At 69.5% G+C, this 16,580-nt stretch carries 11 protein-coding genes and 1 pseudogene; 2 read left to right on the forward strand and 10 right to left on the reverse strand.

All coding sequences use genetic code 11. From position 1 onward, the window contains the following. Positions 1–17: 17 nt before the first annotated feature. A complete protein-coding gene (locus FHT32_RS03455) occupies positions 18–1,568 on the reverse strand; it encodes an amidase (protein ID WP_176663227.1) in 1,551 nt (516 codons plus the stop codon). Positions 1,569–1,717: 149 nt separating this feature from the next. Further along, positions 1,718–2,710: a tripartite tricarboxylate transporter substrate binding protein gene (locus tag FHT32_RS03460; RefSeq protein WP_176663228.1), complete on the reverse strand. Its 993-nt coding sequence runs from the start codon at positions 2,708–2,710 to the stop codon at positions 1,718–1,720. A 160-nt stretch (positions 2,711–2,870) separates the two neighbouring features. Here FHT32_RS03460 and FHT32_RS03465 point away from each other — a divergent pair, with 160 nt between their 5' ends. After that, positions 2,871–3,785 carry a LysR family transcriptional regulator gene (locus tag FHT32_RS03465; protein WP_176663229.1) on the forward strand — a complete coding sequence of 305 codons (915 nt, stop codon included), beginning with the start codon at positions 2,871–2,873 and terminating at the stop codon, positions 3,783–3,785. Between the two features lie 4 nt (positions 3,786–3,789). Here the strand turns inward: FHT32_RS03465 and FHT32_RS03470 are convergent, their stop codons facing one another. The 5 genes and pseudogenes from FHT32_RS03470 to FHT32_RS03485 form a co-directional block, all read right to left on the reverse strand. Further along, a complete protein-coding gene (locus tag FHT32_RS03470) occupies positions 3,790–5,031 on the reverse strand; it encodes a dienelactone hydrolase family protein (protein WP_176663230.1) in 1,242 nt (413 codons plus the stop codon). A gap of 46 nt (positions 5,032–5,077) precedes the next feature. Continuing rightward, complete coding sequence (locus tag FHT32_RS34910; protein WP_256098885.1) at positions 5,078–5,602, reverse strand: flavin reductase family protein; 525 nt, start codon at positions 5,600–5,602, stop codon at positions 5,078–5,080. Positions 5,603–6,061: 459 nt separating this feature from the next. Continuing rightward, positions 6,062–6,811: pseudogene (locus FHT32_RS35350) on the reverse strand (styrene monooxygenase/indole monooxygenase family protein); the annotation flags it as partial. 13 nt (positions 6,812–6,824) lie between these two features. Next, the gene (locus FHT32_RS03480) at positions 6,825–8,063 is read right to left on the reverse strand and encodes a styrene monooxygenase/indole monooxygenase family protein (protein ID WP_176663232.1); all 1,239 of its coding nucleotides are present in this window, start codon (positions 8,061–8,063) and stop codon (positions 6,825–6,827) included. 33 nt (positions 8,064–8,096) lie between these two features. Further along, positions 8,097–8,888, reverse strand: coding sequence for an SDR family oxidoreductase (locus tag FHT32_RS03485; protein WP_176663233.1), 792 nt, complete (start codon positions 8,886–8,888; stop codon positions 8,097–8,099). Positions 8,889–9,108: 220 nt separating this feature from the next. Between FHT32_RS03485 and FHT32_RS03490 the strand changes: the two genes are divergently transcribed. Next, on the forward strand, positions 9,109–10,122 hold the full coding sequence (locus tag FHT32_RS03490) for an AraC family transcriptional regulator (protein WP_176663234.1): 1,014 nt from the start codon (positions 9,109–9,111) through the stop codon (positions 10,120–10,122). A 63-nt stretch (positions 10,123–10,185) separates the two neighbouring features. Here FHT32_RS03490 and FHT32_RS03495 read toward each other — a convergent pair whose 3' ends face one another. The 3 genes from FHT32_RS03495 to FHT32_RS03505 all read right to left on the reverse strand — a co-directional run bounded on the left by FHT32_RS03495 (position 10,186) and on the right by FHT32_RS03505 (position 16,493). Continuing rightward, the gene (locus FHT32_RS03495; RefSeq protein WP_256098855.1) at positions 10,186–10,824 is read right to left on the reverse strand and encodes a Crp/Fnr family transcriptional regulator; all 639 of its coding nucleotides are present in this window, start codon (positions 10,822–10,824) and stop codon (positions 10,186–10,188) included. 71 nt (positions 10,825–10,895) lie between these two features. Further along, on the reverse strand, positions 10,896–11,681 hold the full coding sequence (locus tag FHT32_RS03500; protein WP_176663236.1) for a Crp/Fnr family transcriptional regulator: 786 nt from the start codon (positions 11,679–11,681) through the stop codon (positions 10,896–10,898). Positions 11,682–11,780: 99 nt separating this feature from the next. Further along, the gene (locus FHT32_RS03505; RefSeq protein ID WP_176663237.1) at positions 11,781–16,493 is read right to left on the reverse strand and encodes an S-layer family protein; all 4,713 of its coding nucleotides are present in this window, start codon (positions 16,491–16,493) and stop codon (positions 11,781–11,783) included. Between the last annotated feature and the right edge of the window lie 87 nt (positions 16,494–16,580).

The raw sequence follows: 16,580 nt of genomic DNA on the forward strand, positions 1-16,580 counted from the left end.
GACGTCCAGCGGCCGTATCAGACGACCGACACGGCGGCCGACGCGGCAGCACGGCCGTCGCCGAAGACAGGCGGCGTCCTGACGATCGAAGTCAGCGCAGGCTCGGCTGCGCGCAACGCGGCCAGGTCGGGACGCGGCCGCCGCAGCTCGGGGTTCGACGAAAACGCCGCCTCCATCGCATGCGCCGCGCCCAGCACCTGGTGGTCGGCCCTGAATCCGCCCACCACCTGCAGCCCGAAGGGCATGCCCGCATGGTCGAGGCCGCAGGGCAGCGCGATCGCGGGGTGCGTGGTCAGCGTGACCACGTAGGTCAGCGCCAGCCAGCGGTAATAGTTGGCCTGCGGCTCGCCGTTGATGGCGGCGGCGTAGAGCTGCGTCCACGGGAAGGGCGAGACCGGCGTGGTCGGCGACAGCACGAGGTCGTAGTCGGCGAAGGTGGCCTGGAAGCGCTTCAGCAGCCGCGTCTGCTCGGCCTGCGCCCAGGCGCTGTCGAGCAGGCTCATCTTCGCGCCCATCTCGTAGTTGGCGCGCGGGTTGGGGCCGAGGCTGTCGGGGTCGCGCTCGTAGGCAGCCTGCATGCCAGCCACGAAGGCCTCGGCGCGCAGCACGTCGAAGCAGCGGTGCGCCTCGCCCATGTCGAAGTCGACCTTGTCGCAGCGGCCGAAGAGGTGCCGCATGGCTTCGATCTTGCGGCGGAAGGTGGCGCGGATGCCGTCGTCCACGGCGCAGATGCCGAAGTCCTCGGTCCATGCCACGCGCAGCCGGCCCAGATCGACCGAAGGCGGCACGAGAAAGGACATCGGGTCGAGCGGATAGCTCAGCGGGTCGCCCGCGCACATGCCGGCCGATGCAGCCAGCTGCAGGCAGGCCTCCTCCACGGTGCGGCCCATGGGGCCGACGACCGAGATCGGCGTCCAGCCCAGCGGCTTGCGCACGCTGGGCACCACGCCCGGCGAGGGCCTGAAGCCCACCACGCCGCACTTGGCCGCGGGAATGCGCAGCGAGCCGCCGGTGTCGGAGCCGGTGCACACGGGCAGCATGTCGCAGGCCAGCGCGGCCGCCGAGCCGCCCGAGGAGCCGCCCGCGTTGAGGTTCGGGTTGAACGGGTTGCCCGTGGCGCCCCACACGTCGTTGCGCGAGTTGGCGCCCGCGCCCATCTCGGGCACGTTGGTCTTGCCCGCGACGATGGCGCCCGCGCGGCGCAGGCGCGCCACGAGCTCGATGTCCTCCGTCGGCACGTGGTCGCGGTAGATGGGCGAGCCCCAGGTGGTGAGCAGGCCCTCGGTGGGCTCAAGGTCCTTCACGCCCATCGGCAGGCCGTGCAGCAGGCCCAGCGCGTCGCCGCGCATCACTGCGCCTTCGGCCGACTTGGCTTCAGCGCGCGCTCGCTCGAAGCAGGTGGCGGTGACGGCATTGACGAAGGGATTCACGCGCTCGATGCGCGCGATGCATGCCTCCAGCAGCTCGACGGGCGAGAGCTGCTTGCTGCCGATGAGGCGGCGCAGTTCGACGGCGGATTTCTCGACGAGTTCGGTGGCTGGATCGTGGGTTGTTTTGGCAGAGGTCATCGATGTCTCTTGTTCTGAGTTGTTCTGAGTGTTGGCGCTGCGCATTCGCAGGACACCACGGAACCGGCTTCGCCGGGCCGTAGGTGTCGCCCCCCGGCGAGGGGGTGGCGCAGCGACACGAAGTGCGCGAAGCCTGGGGGAGAACCAATTCAATCGGCGGTGATGTTGGCTCTTGCGGCGATCGCACGCATCACGGGCAGTTCGCGGTTGATCAGCTCGACGCTCGCCGCGGCGCTGCTGTAGCTCGGCTCCAGCCCTACGGCCAGCAGCTTCGCCTTGGTCTCCGGATCGGCGATGGTCGCGGCCAGCGCCTTCTCCAGCTTCGCCTTCACGTCGGCGGGCACGCCCTTGGGGGCGGCGAGCATGAGCCAGGAATCCATGTCGACCTCGGGATAGCCGCTCTCGGCGAAGGTGGGCACGTCGGGCAGCAGCGCCGAGCGCTTCGCGGTGGTCAGCGCGATGGCCTTGATCTTTCCGCTCTTGAGCTGCGGGACGGCCGCGCTCACGGTGTCGATGCTGAACGGGATCTGCCCGCCCATCAGGTCGGTCATGGCCGGCGCGCTGCCCTTGTAGGGCACGTGCGTCATCTTCAGGCCGGTGGCGCGCAGCATGGTTTCGCCTGCGAACTGGGCGGTGGTGCCGGTGCCGAAGGAGCCGTACGAATACTTGTCCGGCGCGGCCTTCACGTAGTCGACGAACTGCTTGACGGTCTGCACCGGCACTTCGCTGTTGGCCAGCAGGATCAGCGCCACGCGCCCGGCAATGCCGATCGGCTCGAAGCTCTTCACCGGGTCGTAGGGCAGGTTGCTGCGGATCGCGGGGTTGACGGTGAAGGTGGAGCCCGAACTCAGCAGCAGCGTGTAGCCGTCGGGCGTGGACTTCGCCACGTAGCTCGCGCCCACCACCGTGCCGGCGCCGCCGCGGTTCTCGATCACCACCGGCTGGCCCAGCTCCTTGCCGAGCTTCTGCGCGATCACGCGGCCGTTGACGTCGGTGGCGCCACCGGGCGGGAAGGGAATCACCAGCGTGACCGGCCGCGCGGGAAAACCCGTCTCGGCGGCAAGCGAGGTCAGCGGCACGGCGCCAAATCCTAGGCTGCAGCACAGCAATGCCATGCGCGCCACGAGAGGGAGACGGTTCATCGGGACTCCTGGAATTTCGACTGGATGACTGGGGGTTCGAGGGTGCGAACGAGTTCATCCTAGGATCGTCATGCCGGTGTCACAAGCGCAATGTTTAGAATTCTGCGTTGCCGAATCGGCAATCTTCAGCAACCGTCCGAACCACGTGCAGGAGCGATCCATGGCGCCTCGTGCCTTGCAGGAAACAGCGGTGCGCTACTTTCTCGAGGTCGTGAAGACCGGCTCGGTGAAGGAAGCCGCACTCAAGCTCAACGTCGCGCCCTCGGCCGTGAGCCGGCAGGTGGCGCGGCTGGAGCGCGAGCTCGACACCCTGCTCTTCGAACGCCATGCGCGCGGCATGGTGCCCAACGCCGCGGGCGAACTGCTGGCGGCGCACGCCAAGCGGGCGCAGCAGGACATCGAGCGCGTGGCGAACGAGATCGCCGGGCTGCGCGGACTGCGCAGCGGCTACGTCCGCGTGGCGAGCACCGAGGGCTTCGCCTTCGACTTCATTCCCCGGCTGATCGCGCAGTTCCGCCTCAAGCACGCGGGCATCCGCTTCCATCTGGAGGTCTGCGCGCCCGCCGACATCTCGCGGCTGGTGCGCGACGGCGAGGCCGACGTGGGCATCACGCTCAGCGCCCTGCCCGAGCCGGGCATCGAAGTGGAGCTGCGGCATCCGAGCCCCATCCTCGCGGTCATGGCGGTGGACCATCCGCTCGCGCGGCAGCGGCAGCTCTCGCTTCGCCAGGTGGTGGCCTATCCGCTGGGACTGCCGCAGGAGGACAGCTCCATCCGCCGCCTGCTCGATGCGAGCTGCTCGCGGCAAGAGCTGCGCTACCAGTTGGCGATGTCGAGCAACCATGCGAATGCGCTGCTGAGCTTCGCGGCCGCGGGCGGCGGCAGCATCGCCTTCTACGGGCCGCTGTCGATCCGCGCGCTGCTGGAGAGCAAGGCGCTGGTCGCCATTCCATTGAAAGACCGCGAGATGCACGAGCGGCACCTCGCCATAGAGACCATGGCGGGCCGCTCGCTGCCCGATGCGGCGAAGGCCTTCGTGCGCTTCCTGGTGGATGCGGTGAAGGCCTCGGACTAAGGCTTCAGCGCTGCATCAGTGTGTTCGACGGCAGCGTCTCGTCCAGCAGCTTGCGCGCCGTCTCGATGCCGGCCACCGGCAGCAGCTTGGGGTCGAGCAGCCCCACCTGCACCAGCACGCTGGCCTGGTCCCAGTAGATGTGCTCGTGATAGAGCTTGTCGCCGCGGAACTTGATGACCGCCAGCAGCGGGATCTCCACGCGCTTACCGGTGGGTGCCACGCCCGGAAGCATCCACGGGATCTCGGTGGTGTGGGTGAAGCAGAACAGCATCTCGTCGACCACCTGCGTGGCGCCGATGGTGCGCGAGATCGGCACCAGCGAGGTGTCGGGCGGGTTGCTGTTGACGAAGTGATTCGAATAGAAGGCGTGCAGGTTCTTGTAGCCCACGCCGCCGGTCATGGTCGGGATGTGGTTGACGTAGGGCTCGGCCACCATGGTCGACATGGTGTCGTCGACGTTGCGGGTGCCGAACTCGTACTCGCAGTGCTTGTCCCACAGCGCAGAGAGGTCGTAGTGCGGGCCGATGGCGTCCTTCAGCGTGGCGATGCTGCGCTCGTGCGCCATCAGCGCCGAGGGCTTGTGGAAATGCTCGCCGCCCAGGCGCGCGAAGGCGTGGTCCATGCCCGGGTACACGTGCAGCGAGACGCCGGGGCGACCCTTGAGCGCCGCGACGATGCGCTCGCGCGCCTCGGGCGGGCAGAACTTGTCGAGTTCGGCGATGTGCAGCGTGAGCGGGCGCTTGATGTTGTCGGCCTCGTCGAGGGCGGCATCGATGCCCACGCCGTAGTAGCCGACGGCCACGTCGGCGTCGGTGCGGCAGGCCGCGAGGTAGGCCAGCTTGCCGCCGAGGCAGAAGCCGAGCACGCCGACCTTGGCGTCCTGCACCTCGGGCCGCTCGCGCAGGGCGGTGATGGCGGCCTGCATGTCCTCCATGCCCTTGGCCTCGTCGAAGCCCTGGTAGAAGCCGAAGGCGCGCTGCCAGTCCTCGGGCGTGTAGCCGAGTTCGACGTCGGGCTGCTGGCGCCAGAACAGGTCGGGCACGAGCACCACGTAGCCTTCTTCCGCGTAGTAGTCGGCCACCTCGCGCATCGTGTCGTTCACGCCGAAGATCTCCTGCGCGATGACCAGGCCGGGCCCGGTGCCCGAGGCAGGCAGTGCCAGGTAGCCGCTGAAGCTGCCGCTTGCGTCGGTGGCCTCGATGCGGATGCGCTGTGGTGCTGCGGCTTGGGATGCTTTCTGCTGCATGTGTGTTGCTCCGTTCATGGGGTGGTGGTTGATGCGGGCCGCGCGCTCATTGCATGCATTCCGGATGTCTTGTCGTCACCTGGTAGTAGCCCGAATGAAAGACCAGCGGCTCGCCGTCGAAGCGGTCGTAGCGCTCGACCTCGCCGATGAAGATGAGGTGGTCGCCGCCATCGTACTGCCTGACGTTGCGGCAGACGAATCGTGCGATCGTGCCGTTGAGCAGCGGCACGCCGGCCGTGCCCTCGCAGCAGTCCACGCCGCCGAACTTGTCGGCCTGCGGCGTGGAGAACTGCCGCGACAGGTGATGCTGGTTCGCCGCCAGCACGTTGATCGCGAAATGGCTGGCGCCGGTGAAGTCGCCCACGCTGGGCGCCTGGCGCGCAAGGCTCCACAGCACCAGCGGCGGATCGAGCGAGACCGAGGAGAACGAGTTGGCCGTCATGCCTACGCGCCGGCCGTCCATCGCGCGGGTGGTGATGACGGTCACGCCGGTGCTGAACTGCCCGAGCGCCTTGCGGAAATCGCGCCGGTCGAAGCGGTCGACCGCCGCCTCGCGCGCACGCTCCTCCAGGAAGCGGTCCGCCTGCGCGGCGTCGAACCACCAGGGCGCGAACGCGCGCGGGTCGTCGAAGCCGTTCACGATGGTGCTCGCCACCGCAGGCATCTGCGTGGCGCTTTGCAGCAGCTTCTGCAGATGGGGCCTGGGCGGCGCGAGCAGGCTGTTGGTCCAGTCCGTGGCCCAGCGGGCATAGCCTTCCCAGTAGCGGTCGAAGGTATGCTGCATCCATTCGGCGTCGAAGGGCGCGTCACCGTTCTCGAGGATCCGCTTCAGGTAGATGTCTGCGCACTTGGCTGCGTTGTTGGAGCCCTGTCCGGTGATCGGGTCGTTGAGCACGATCGCGTCGGCCAGGCCCAGCACCTTGCGCCCCGATGGCAGTGTCGCCACCGGCTTGCGCACCGTCGGCGTGAAGCGGCCCGAGAGGATGCCGTTGTCGTCGGTGAGCTCGATGTGACTGCAGCGCTCGGCCTCCCAGGGCAGGAAGGTTTCGAGGATCCACTTGCTGCGCGCGAGATGTTCCTGCGGCGCCTTCACGTCGGCCCAGCAATCCATCGGGCCGCCGGGCACGCCTTCGAACACCATGATCTCGCAGGGGCCGGTCGTCGTCAGCGCCGGAAACACGAAGTACTCGCCCACGCCGGGAATCAGGTTGAAGCACACCGCCGAGTGCGGTTCGCGCGGCTTCATGCCCTTCACGTAGGTCAGCGCGAGCGCGCGCTGCGGCTGCTCGTAGGGCGACCGCTCGTCGTCGCGATCGAAGAGCGTCGATATCTCGCCCTTGCCGCTCGCGACGACCACCAGGTCGTTCATCTGCGCGCAGGCCTCCAGGTCGTCGATGCCCACGTCCTGCAGCACCAGCGTGCCGCCGCGCTTCTCGAACTCGGCCATCCACGCGGGTATCTTGAGCCGCTGGTCCACCGACTGCGCGGGGCCGTCGAGCTTCGCGCTCCATTCGACGGCCTTGCCGCCTTCAGGATTGCGCACCGCGACGGCGATGCCTTCCACCGCCGGGCATTCGTCGGTCCACCAGTCGAGCCCGAGTTCGCGCTCGGTCTGCAGCGCGGTCTCGAACATGCACTGGCTGGACATCACCGGCCCCTCGGCGATCTCACGCGCGCTGCGGTTGGAGAACACCGTCACCTGATGACCTGCGGTCTGGAGGCCGAGCGCGAGCTGCATGCCGGACTGGCCGGCGCCGACGATGGCCACGCATCGCTTCATGGTGCCGCTCCCGCTACGCGACGGCCGCGCAGGTGTCGATGAAGCGCTGCGACTCGGTCGCGTCCGCGAACCACGGGAAGAAGGTGCGCGGATCGTCGAAGCCGTTGGCGAATGCGCTGGCCAGCGGCGGCATCGCGCCCGCGGCGCCGAGCAGGTTGAGCACGTGTGGCGGCGGCGGAGCGAGCAGCATGTTGGTCCACTGCGTGACCCACTGCGCGTAGCCGAACCAGTAGCGGTCGAAGGTCTGCTGCATCCAGGCCGCATCGGCAGGGCCGTCGCCGCGCGCGAGGATGCTCTTGAGATACGTGTCGGCGCACTTGGCCGCGTTGTTGGAGCCCTGCCCGGTTATCGGATCGTTGAGCACCACCACGTCGGCCAGGCCCAGCACCTTGCGCCCCGATGGCAGCGTCGCCACCGGCTTGCGCACCGTGGGCGCGAAGCGGCCGGCGAGGATGCCGTTGTCGTCGGTCAGCTCGATGTCGCGGCAGCGCTCGGCTTCCCACGGCGTGAAGGTGTCGACGATCCACTTGCTGCGCGCCAGATGCTCCTCGGGCGTCTTCACCTCGGCCCAGCAGTCCATCGGGCCTCCAGGCACGCCTTCGAACACCATGATCTCGCACGGCCCCGTGGTGGTCAGCGCCGGGAACACGAAGTACTCGCCGACGCCCGGAATCAGGTTGAAGCACACGGCCGAGTGCGGCTCGCGAGGCTTCATGCCCTTCACGTAAGTCAGTGCGAGCGCGCGCTGCGGCTTGTCGTAGGTGGACTTGTGGGCGTCGCGCTCGAAAAGCTTGGAGATCTCGCCCTTGCCGCTGGCCACCAGCGTGAGGTCGTGGGTCTGCGTGCAGGTCTCGAGCTCGTCGATGCCCGCGTCCTTGAAGACGAGCTCGCCGCCCTTCTTCCTGAACTCGTCCATCCACGCCGGGATCTTCACGCGCTGGTCGACCGACTGCGCGCTCGAATTGAGCCGCGCGACCCAATCGATGGCCTTCGCGCCCTTCTGCTCGGGGTGAGGCACGGCCAGGCCGATGCCGTCCACCGTGGGGCATTCGTTCGCCCAATGATCGAGCCCCAGGTCGCGTTCGATCTGCAGCGATGTGTGGAACATGCACTGGCTCGACATGACCTTGCCCTGGCGGATGTCCTCTCCCGTGCGGTTGCTGAACATCGTGACCTCGTAGCCCGCGGCAAGCAGGCCGAGTCCCAGTTGCAGGCCCGACTGGCCTGCGCCGACGATGGCGATTCGCTTCATTTGCTGCTCCTTCGATGCTCCGGCTGGAGCGGTTCAGTCCATCAATTTGGGAATGGCGGGAACGGCCTGCTCGGGGCCCATGGCGGAGTAGCCGCCGTCCACCGCGTAGTCGGCGCCGGTCACGAAGCTGGCGTGATCGGAACACAGGAACAGCACCACCTGCGCCACTTCGTCGGGGTCGCCGACTCGGCCGAGCAGGTGGAAAGGCGCGGCCACGCGGTCGGTCTTGGCGCGGTCGCCGTTGGTGAGCTGGTTCATCACGGCCGACCAGGTCCAGCCCGGCGACACGCTGTTCACGCGGATGCGGTCGGGCGCGAGGTCCATCGCCATGTTGCGGGTGAGCTGCGCCATCGCGGCCTTGCTCACCGGATAGAGCCAGCGGCCCGTCTGCGCCACGCTCGACGAGATGCTCGTGAAGTTGACCACCGCCCCGCCGCCGGCCGCCACCATGTGCGGGTGCACGGCCTGCAGCATGGCCACGGCGCTGGCCACGTTCACGTTGAACGAGGTGAGCCAGTCGGCGCGCGGCGACTTGAAGCCGTCGTCCACGTACGAGCACGCCAGGTTGACGAGGAAGTGCACCCCGCCGTGATGCTCGGCCGCCTGCGCCACGCAGGCCTTCACCTGCGCGTCGTCGGTGATGTCGGTGCGCACGAAGCGCACGCCGGCGCCCAGCGAATCGGCCAGCGGCTGGCCGTTGGCGGCATCGATGTCGGCGATGACGACCTTCACGCCGGCCGCGTGCAGCGCACGCACCACGGCGGCGCCTATCAGCGTGGAACCTCCGGTGACGATGGCGCTCCTGCCTTCGAGTCCCTTGAACATGACGCTTGCTCTCCTCGGTTGATCGAACATCGGGCACAGGCCGGGCGGCCTGTGGAGCGAACGTTATGGCGGGGAGGGGCCGCGGCGGATCCCGCAAACGCAGGCCGTGTCCCTGGCGCGCAGTTTTCTGGCCCCGGGGAGCGCTCCGGGGAAGGCCCCGGGGGGCCGGGACGGTCCGAATTGTGGGCAGGAGCGGTTTTTGCTACGGTGCCTTCGCCCCATGGAAACCGCCGCGAACCCACAGCTGCCGCTGCAGCGCTACCGGCTCTTCGAGAGCCACGACGTGGACGAAGCCCGCGAAAGCGTGGCACGCGTGTTCTGCCCGCACGGCCTGGTCACCCTGCGCCCCCGCGCCGACCTCGACGCCTGCCACCACAGCGCGCGGCTGCACCGGGACGTGAGCCTCAACTACGTGCAGTACGGCCCCGGCGTGCAGATCGACCCCGGCTACCTGCAGGACTTCTTCCTGTTGCAGATTCCGTTGCGCGGCGGCGCCGAAATCCGCTGCGGCGCGCAGCAGGTGGAGGCCACGCCCCGCCTCGCGTCGCTGCCCTCGCCCACCGAGCTGCTGTCGATGCGCTGGGCCGACGACAGCCCGCACCTGATCGTGCGGCTGGCGCGCCCCGCCCTGCTCTCACGGCTCGAATCGCTGCTGCAGGCGCCCGTCAGGCAGCACCTGGTGTTCGACCTCGGCGTGCCGCTGGACAACCCCGCGCTCGCGCCGCTGGTGCATTTCATCGACTACCTGCGGCTCACGCTCGACGCCGGCAACGCCCTGCAGTCCGGCAGCCCGCTGGCCGAGCACGCCGAGGCGTACCTGATGGCCAGCCTGCTGATGTCGGCCGGACACAACCACTCCCGCGCCCTCGCCGGCGACACCCAGCGGCGCAGCCTGCTGCCGCGCGTGGTCCGCAGGGCGCAGGAGTACATGGAAGCGCACGCCGACCAGCCGCTGTCGCTGGCCGACGTCTGCCGCGAGGTCGGCTGCAGCGCGCGAGCCCTGCAGCTGGCGTTCCGCCAGCATGCGGGACAGGGTCCGATGGAGTTCCTGCGCGAGACCCGGCTCGAGAAGGTGCGCTCCGAACTGCGGGCGTCGGCCGGGGCCAGCGGAGCCGGCGTGCGCGAAGTGGCGCAGAAGTACGGCTTTCTTCATCTGGGGCATTTCGCGGCGCAGTACCGTGCGCGCTTCGGGGAGCGGCCTTCCGAGACGCTGGCGGAAGAACGCCGAGGCTGACTCGCGGCCGCGCTCGCTGCCCGTTCGAAGCGCCGGGCGCGAGGGCCGGAACCACTCAAGACACTACGCAAAATCGGTAGCGACGAAATCCTCGGCCACATGCACGCCGTCTTCGTCGCGACGCACGAGGCCGCGGCTTTCCATGGCGCGCATGATCTTGTTGACCATCTCCCGGGACAGTCCCGAGTACGAGGCGATCACCGACTGCGTGATGCGCTTGTCGTACCCGTCCGGGCCTATGGGTGCGAGGCGGGTGAGCTCGTGCAGCACGCGCAGCACCAGGTCTTCGGCGGGCAGCACGGAGATGCGGCGGAACTGGTCGCGCAGCACGTTCATGCGCTTCATCGTGAGCCCGAGCAGGCCCAGCGCCACTTCGGGACGGCGCACGCAGAGGCCGCGCATCTTCGCGATGGGCACGACGAACACGGACGAAGGCAATGTGGCGATCAAGGTCTGCTTCGTCCGGTAGCTGTCTTCCCTGATCGAGAGATCGAAGAAGAAGTCGTTCGGGCCGATGAGCTCGGTCGTCATCTCGCTGCCTTCGGCATGGCCCGGCGTGACCACGCGCAGCAGGCCGCTCGCCACGCAATAGATCTGGTCGGTGGTATCGCCGGCTGCCAGCAGGACCTCGTTGCGCTTGTAGGAACGGGGCCGGCTGCATTCGGCGAGCGCCTCACGTTCCGCTGGCGGAAGTCCCGCCATCAGGGGATGCAGATACATCACCGCATGATGCGCATCCGTGCCCGCCGGCGAAACCCATGAACATGGGGGGCTCAGTCGCTTCCGGAGTCGCTCGCCCTGCGCATGCGCAGCGAATCGAGCGGCTGCGGCGGCAGCAGCGGAGCGTCCTGCTGCTGCGCCGGCTCGCCTGAAAGGCCCGGCTCGGCGGGTCGCAGCTCGCCGAAGTCGGTGGCGGCGAAGTCGGGCGACACGTGCACGCCGTCTTCGTCCCTGCGGACCAGGCCGCGGTTCTCCATCGCGCGCATGGTCTTGTTGACCACTTCGCGCGAAAGGCCCGAGTAGGAGGCGATCACCGATTGGGTGATGCGCTTGTCGTATCCGCCCGCGCTCGCCGGCGCGAGCAGCGTGAGCTGGTGCAGCACGCGGCTCACCAGGTCTTCGGCCGACAGCGCCGAGATGCGGCGCAGCTGGCCCCTGACCACGGCCATGCGCTTCATCGCGAGCCCGAGCAGGCCGATGGCCACCTCCGGATGCGCGGCGCACAGGCGCCGCATGGCGGCCACGGGCACCAGGTAGACGGCCGAGGGCAGCGCCGCGATCAGCGTCTGCGTGGCCTGGTAGCCGTCCTGCGCAAGGGACGGTCCCATGAAGAAATCGTCCCGCCGGATGAAGTCGGTCGTGACGTCGGTGTCTTGCGCGCTGCCCTTGCCGTGGACGACCACGCGCAGCAGGCCGCTGGCCACGCAATAGATCCGGTCGGTCCGGCTATCGGCGGCGAGCACCGTCTCGTTGCGCCTGAAGGAACGCAGCTCGCAGCTCTGGACGAGCGCCTCGCGCTCGGCCGGAGGCACATTGGCAATGAGGGGATGCAGGTACATGGCTCGTGAACAACCGGCCGTGCAGCCATGCACGCCGCGCCGGAGGAAAAAGCCCCGGCGGGCGCACTGGCGCTCGCCGGGGCATGGATGGCGCGCCGCTCAGCGCGCCGAGGCGATGGTCGACACGGCGGAGTTGCCCACCGCGGTCGCCGTCACCTGGTTGCCGGCCGCGCGCAGCGTGCTGCCGGTGGTGGCGCCGGTGATGCCCGTGCCGTAGTTCACGCCGGTCGCCGTCGCGACGATGGCGCCGCTGTTGGTCTGGTAGTTCGCCACCGCCACGGTCGGGCGGTTCGCCACCGTGGCCGCGACGGTCACGGCGTTGGTCGCCGTGTTGCCGTAGGCCTGCGCCGCGACGGTGTTGTCCGTCAGCGCGGCGGTGCCGTTCGTCAGGCCGGCAGCGGTGCCCCCGGTCACGCCGTTGAGCGCGACCTGGTACGCGCCCGTGGCGCTGGCCGACACGCTGCCGCTGTTGCTCTGCGTGTTGAGCAATGCTGCCGTGGCCTGCGTGACGCCGCCCGAGGTGCTGCCCGCGACCGGCGCCGCAGCGGCATAGCCGCTGCCCGCCGACACGTTCAGCACGTTGGTGGCCGCGTTGCCGCGTGCCAGCGCCGTGGTGCTGTTGCCGTCGACCGTGATGCCGCTGTTCAGAGCCGCCGGCGTGGCCGGGCTGGTGCCTTCGAGCTTGAACGTGGCCGAGGTCGAGGCGCTGGCCGTCACGGCCGCGCTGCTGAGCTGCAGGTTGTTCAGGCCCGCGCTCGCGCCCTGTGCCGCGGTGCCGTTGAGCGCCACGCTGTTGTCGGCACGGTTGGCCGAGGCTTCGGCGGTCGTGCTGTTGCCGCTGATCGTCGCGGTGCTGTTGACCAGGCCCGTCGTGGCCGAGGCCGTCTGGTCCTGGTTGTACAGGCGCGTGGTGGCGGTGCTGCTCACCGAGGTGGACGCGAACTGTGCGTTGTTCAGCATGTGGTCGCCGGTGGCCGAGCCGGACACCAGCATCGCGTTGCTCGTGGCGCCGGCAGGCGTCAGGTTGGAGGCCTTCACGCTCAGGGTGTTGGTCACGTCGTTGATCACGCCCAGCGAGGTGTTCTTGTTGCGCGACAGGTCCACCGACGATGCCGAGACCGCGCCCGGCGCGTACAGATCGAGATCCGAGGCCGCCGAGACGGCCGCGTTGCCCGACTGCGCCGACGCCAGCGCCGAGGTGCTCGCGACGTTGGTGCCGCTCAGGCTCAGGCTGTTGGCCGCAGTGTTCGCCACGGCGGTGCCGCGCTGGCTGTTGTCGGAAACGCTCAGCGCGGAGCCCGAGATGGCTGCGCCCGCGGCAGCGTCGACGGCGAAGGTGCCGTAGACGCTGGTCGACAGCGCCTGCCCGCCCGTGACCTGCTGCACATTCGACACCGTGTGGTCGGCCAGCGCACCGGTGGTTCCGCCGGCCAGGCCACTCGCGCTGGCCGTGGTCGCGCCGCCCGAGGCGATGGTGTTGCCGGTGACCGAGGCGCTGTTGGTGGCGCTGTTGCCGGTGACGGCGGCGCTGCTGCCGTTGCCTGTCACGGCGAGCTGCGAGCCGGTGACGTTGCCGGCCACGGCCACGCTCACGCCGCCGCGGTTCGCAATCGCGGCCACGGCCGGCGTGCCCGGGATGGTGGCGTCGAACGGCACCGCGGAGCCGGTCTGCAGCTGGCTGTAGGTCGCGACCGAGACCGGGCCCAGGATGGACGCGGGCGCGGTCAGCATGCCGGCCGTGTTGCCGCTGCCGGCGCTCCAGCCGTTGGCGGTCAGGTAGTTGATCTGGGCCTGCGTGAGGCTGGCGATCTGCACGCCCAGTTCGCCGCTGGTGATCGTCGTGGTGTTGCCGACGGTGTTGCCGCCGAGCACGTCGGTGTCGATCACGTGCGCGCTGTAGCTGAAGGGCGCCGAGGGCGACGCGGGCGTGCCCGGCGTTCCGGCCTGGCCCGCCAGTGCCTCGATGGCCGCGCTGGTCGTCTGCACGTTCTGCACCGCGCTGGAGGTCGACAGGCTGTTGCCCGCGAGCGTCAGGCCGTTGGCGGCGCTGTTGCTCGTGGCTGCGGCGCTGGCGCTGTTGCCGTTCGACACCACGCTGGAGCCGGTGACGTCGCCACCGATCTGCGTGCGGATCTGCGAGGCGCCCACGCCCTGGACGGAGCCGTCGCGCAGCGAGGCGCTCAGGCTGCCCGAACCGTTCTGCACGCTCTGCACGCTGAAGGCCGCATCGGTCGTCGCGTTGATGCCGACGGCCACGGCGCGCGGCTGTTCGGTGACGGTGGCCAGCGTGTTGCCCGACACGTCGAGGGTGTTGCCGCTCGCGCGGTTGCCGTAGGCCAGGGCCTGCAGCTGGTTGCCGGAGGTCGCGACCGTCGATGCCACGAGGTTGTCCTCGATCGCCGTGGAGACCACGTTGCCGCCCGGCACCGATGCGGTGATGGCCGAGCCGTTCACGTTCTGCACGCTGGTCACGTTGCCCACCGATGCCGCACCGGCCACCGTGGCGCCGGTGCCCAGCGCCAGCTTGGCGGCGTTGGAGGCATCGTTGCCGTAGGCGGCGCCGACGAAGGCATTGCCCTGGTTCGAGACGGTGCTGCGGGTGACGTTGCCTTCGATCAGCACCGTCTGCGCGCCGACCGGCCCGACACCGCGGCCGTCCGCCACTGCCGAGACGTCACCGGACACTGACTGGTTGCTCAGCACGCCGTAGGCGGCATTGACGCTGGCCGTGCCGGCCGCGGGCGTCGCTACCGAGGCGGGTGTCTCCGACAGCGGAACACTCGCGCTGTTGGCCGACACGTTCAGGCTGCTCGCGCCCGAGTTGCCGTACGCCACCGCGCGCTGCAGGTTGTTCGTCAGCGCGACGGCGCTGTCGGTGGTGTGGGTGCCGAGGTAGGCGCCCGCCACCGAGCCCGCCAGGACCGCGTTGACCGGCGAGTTCTGGTCCACGACCTGCACGCTCGCCACGCCTGCGCCCGAGCCGACGGTGGTGCCGGTCAGCGACAGCGCGTTGTTCGCGCCGTTGCTCACCGCCACGGCTTCCTGCGTGTTGCTGCCCACGGTGAAGCTGCTGCCGTGGATGGTGTCGCCGCCGGTGCCGCGCGAATCGGCCGCCAGGCCGACGATGGAGCCCACGGTCTGGGCGCTGACGGGGGCGGAGTAGCTGCCCTGCAGGTTCGTCACCGTGGCCGCGCCGGCGGCCGTGACGTTCCCGTCGGGCAGGCTGCCGCCGGCGAGCGTGACGTTGGCACCGGACAGCGGCAGCGCGTTCGCCTGGAGCGCGAGGCTCTGGCTCGCGCTGCTGCCGTAGGCCGTCGCAGCCGATCGGTTGCCCGTCACGGAGACCGTGCTGGCGTTGTTGGTGCCGTCCTCGCTGCCGGTGATTGCGGCGATCACGTTCGGGCCCGCAATGGCGTTCACGCCGCCGTTGTAGTTGCTCTGCTGGTTGGCCAGTGCCGCGGTGGCGGTGAACGAGGCGGCGTCCTTGCCGCCGAGGATCGCGCTCGACGCGGCATTGCCGGTCGCCGAGGCGGTGGTCGCGTTGTTCGCGACGGTGACGGCGCCGCCGTCGACCGACTGCACGCCCGCGATGATGCCCGAGGCCTGCGTGGCCGCGCTGAGCGAGACGCCCACGTTGCCCTGGCTGTTCGACACGAGCAGGTCGGCCGCGACGGTGCTCGACAGGCTGCCCGCGTTGTAGGTGCTGGTGTTGGAGACGGCGCCGCCCGAGCCGGCGACCGACACGCCGTCGGCCAGCACGATGCGGTTGCCGGCCGTGCCGGTGGTGGTGCCGAGGGCTTCGTTGCCGGTGGCGCTGCTGGAGATGGTGTTGCCCTGCACGGACAGCCCGCCTTGCAGCGTGTTGGTGCTGCCCGCGGCGTCGCTGCCGACGGAAGCGATGACGGAGTTGCCGTTGGCCGAGGCCGTGTGCGTGACGGAGGTGGCCGACTGGTTCAGCTGCTGGTTCGCGACGACGGCCGAGCCGGTGAAGGCCGGCGCGCCGCCGGCCTGGATGCTGGCCGTGCTGTTGGCCGCGTTGCCCTTGAGCGTTGCGGAGACCGTGTTGCCGTCGAGCGCCGGTGCGGCGTCGACCGCGTTGGTGCCGGGTGCCGTCAGCGTGAGCGCCAGGTTGTTGCCGCTGGCCGACGCGGACGAAGCCGCGCCGGTGGCCTGCTGCACGGAGCTGACGACCAGGCTGCCCTGGGCCGTCGCGCTGCCGCCGGCGGGCGTGTAGGCCAGCGAGACCGAGCCCGGGCTGGCAGAGGCGTAGTCGACCGGCACCGCGCCCGAGATGGTCGACGAGCCGCTGTTGAGCGTGGTGCTTGCTGCGATCGTGTTGTTGGTGTTGGCGGCGCCGCCGCTCGAGAAGCCGTCGAGATCGACCGTCACCGTGTTGCCGGTGGCGAGGCTGGAAACGGCGCCGCTGTTGGTCTGCACGCCGAGCGAGGCCGCGCCCTCGGCGGGCGTCGCGCCCGTGCCGCCGGCCAGCGAGAGGTCGACCGCGTTGACGAAGGCGTTGCCCGTGGCGCTTGCCTTCACCGCGTTCTGCGTGACGGTGTTGCTGTTGCCGGTCTGCGGGCCGGCGGTCGTGATGTCAATGGTGGTGCCGGCGGCCGTAGCGGTCACCGGCTGCGTCTTGTCCTGCACCGACTGCACGCTCTGGTAGGCCGTGGTGTTGGCGGCCACAGGCGTGACGACCGTTTCGGCGGCCTGCGCGCCGCTGGCCACGAGCGTGGCCAGCACGGCCATGCCGATGCTGTTGAGCGGTGCGCCGTTGGCGCGGCGGCCCGGGTTCTTGCGATTCTTCTGCATGACGTTCCTTTGATGGATCTGAAAGTAGGACTGACTGACTGGATGGATTGCGGATCGGCGGATTGCCGTTGTTTGCTGCGATGAAGG

It is taken from the genome of Variovorax sp. SG517, assembly GCF_013376045.1.
Taxonomy (GTDB): Bacteria; Pseudomonadota; Gammaproteobacteria; order Burkholderiales; family Burkholderiaceae_C; genus Variovorax.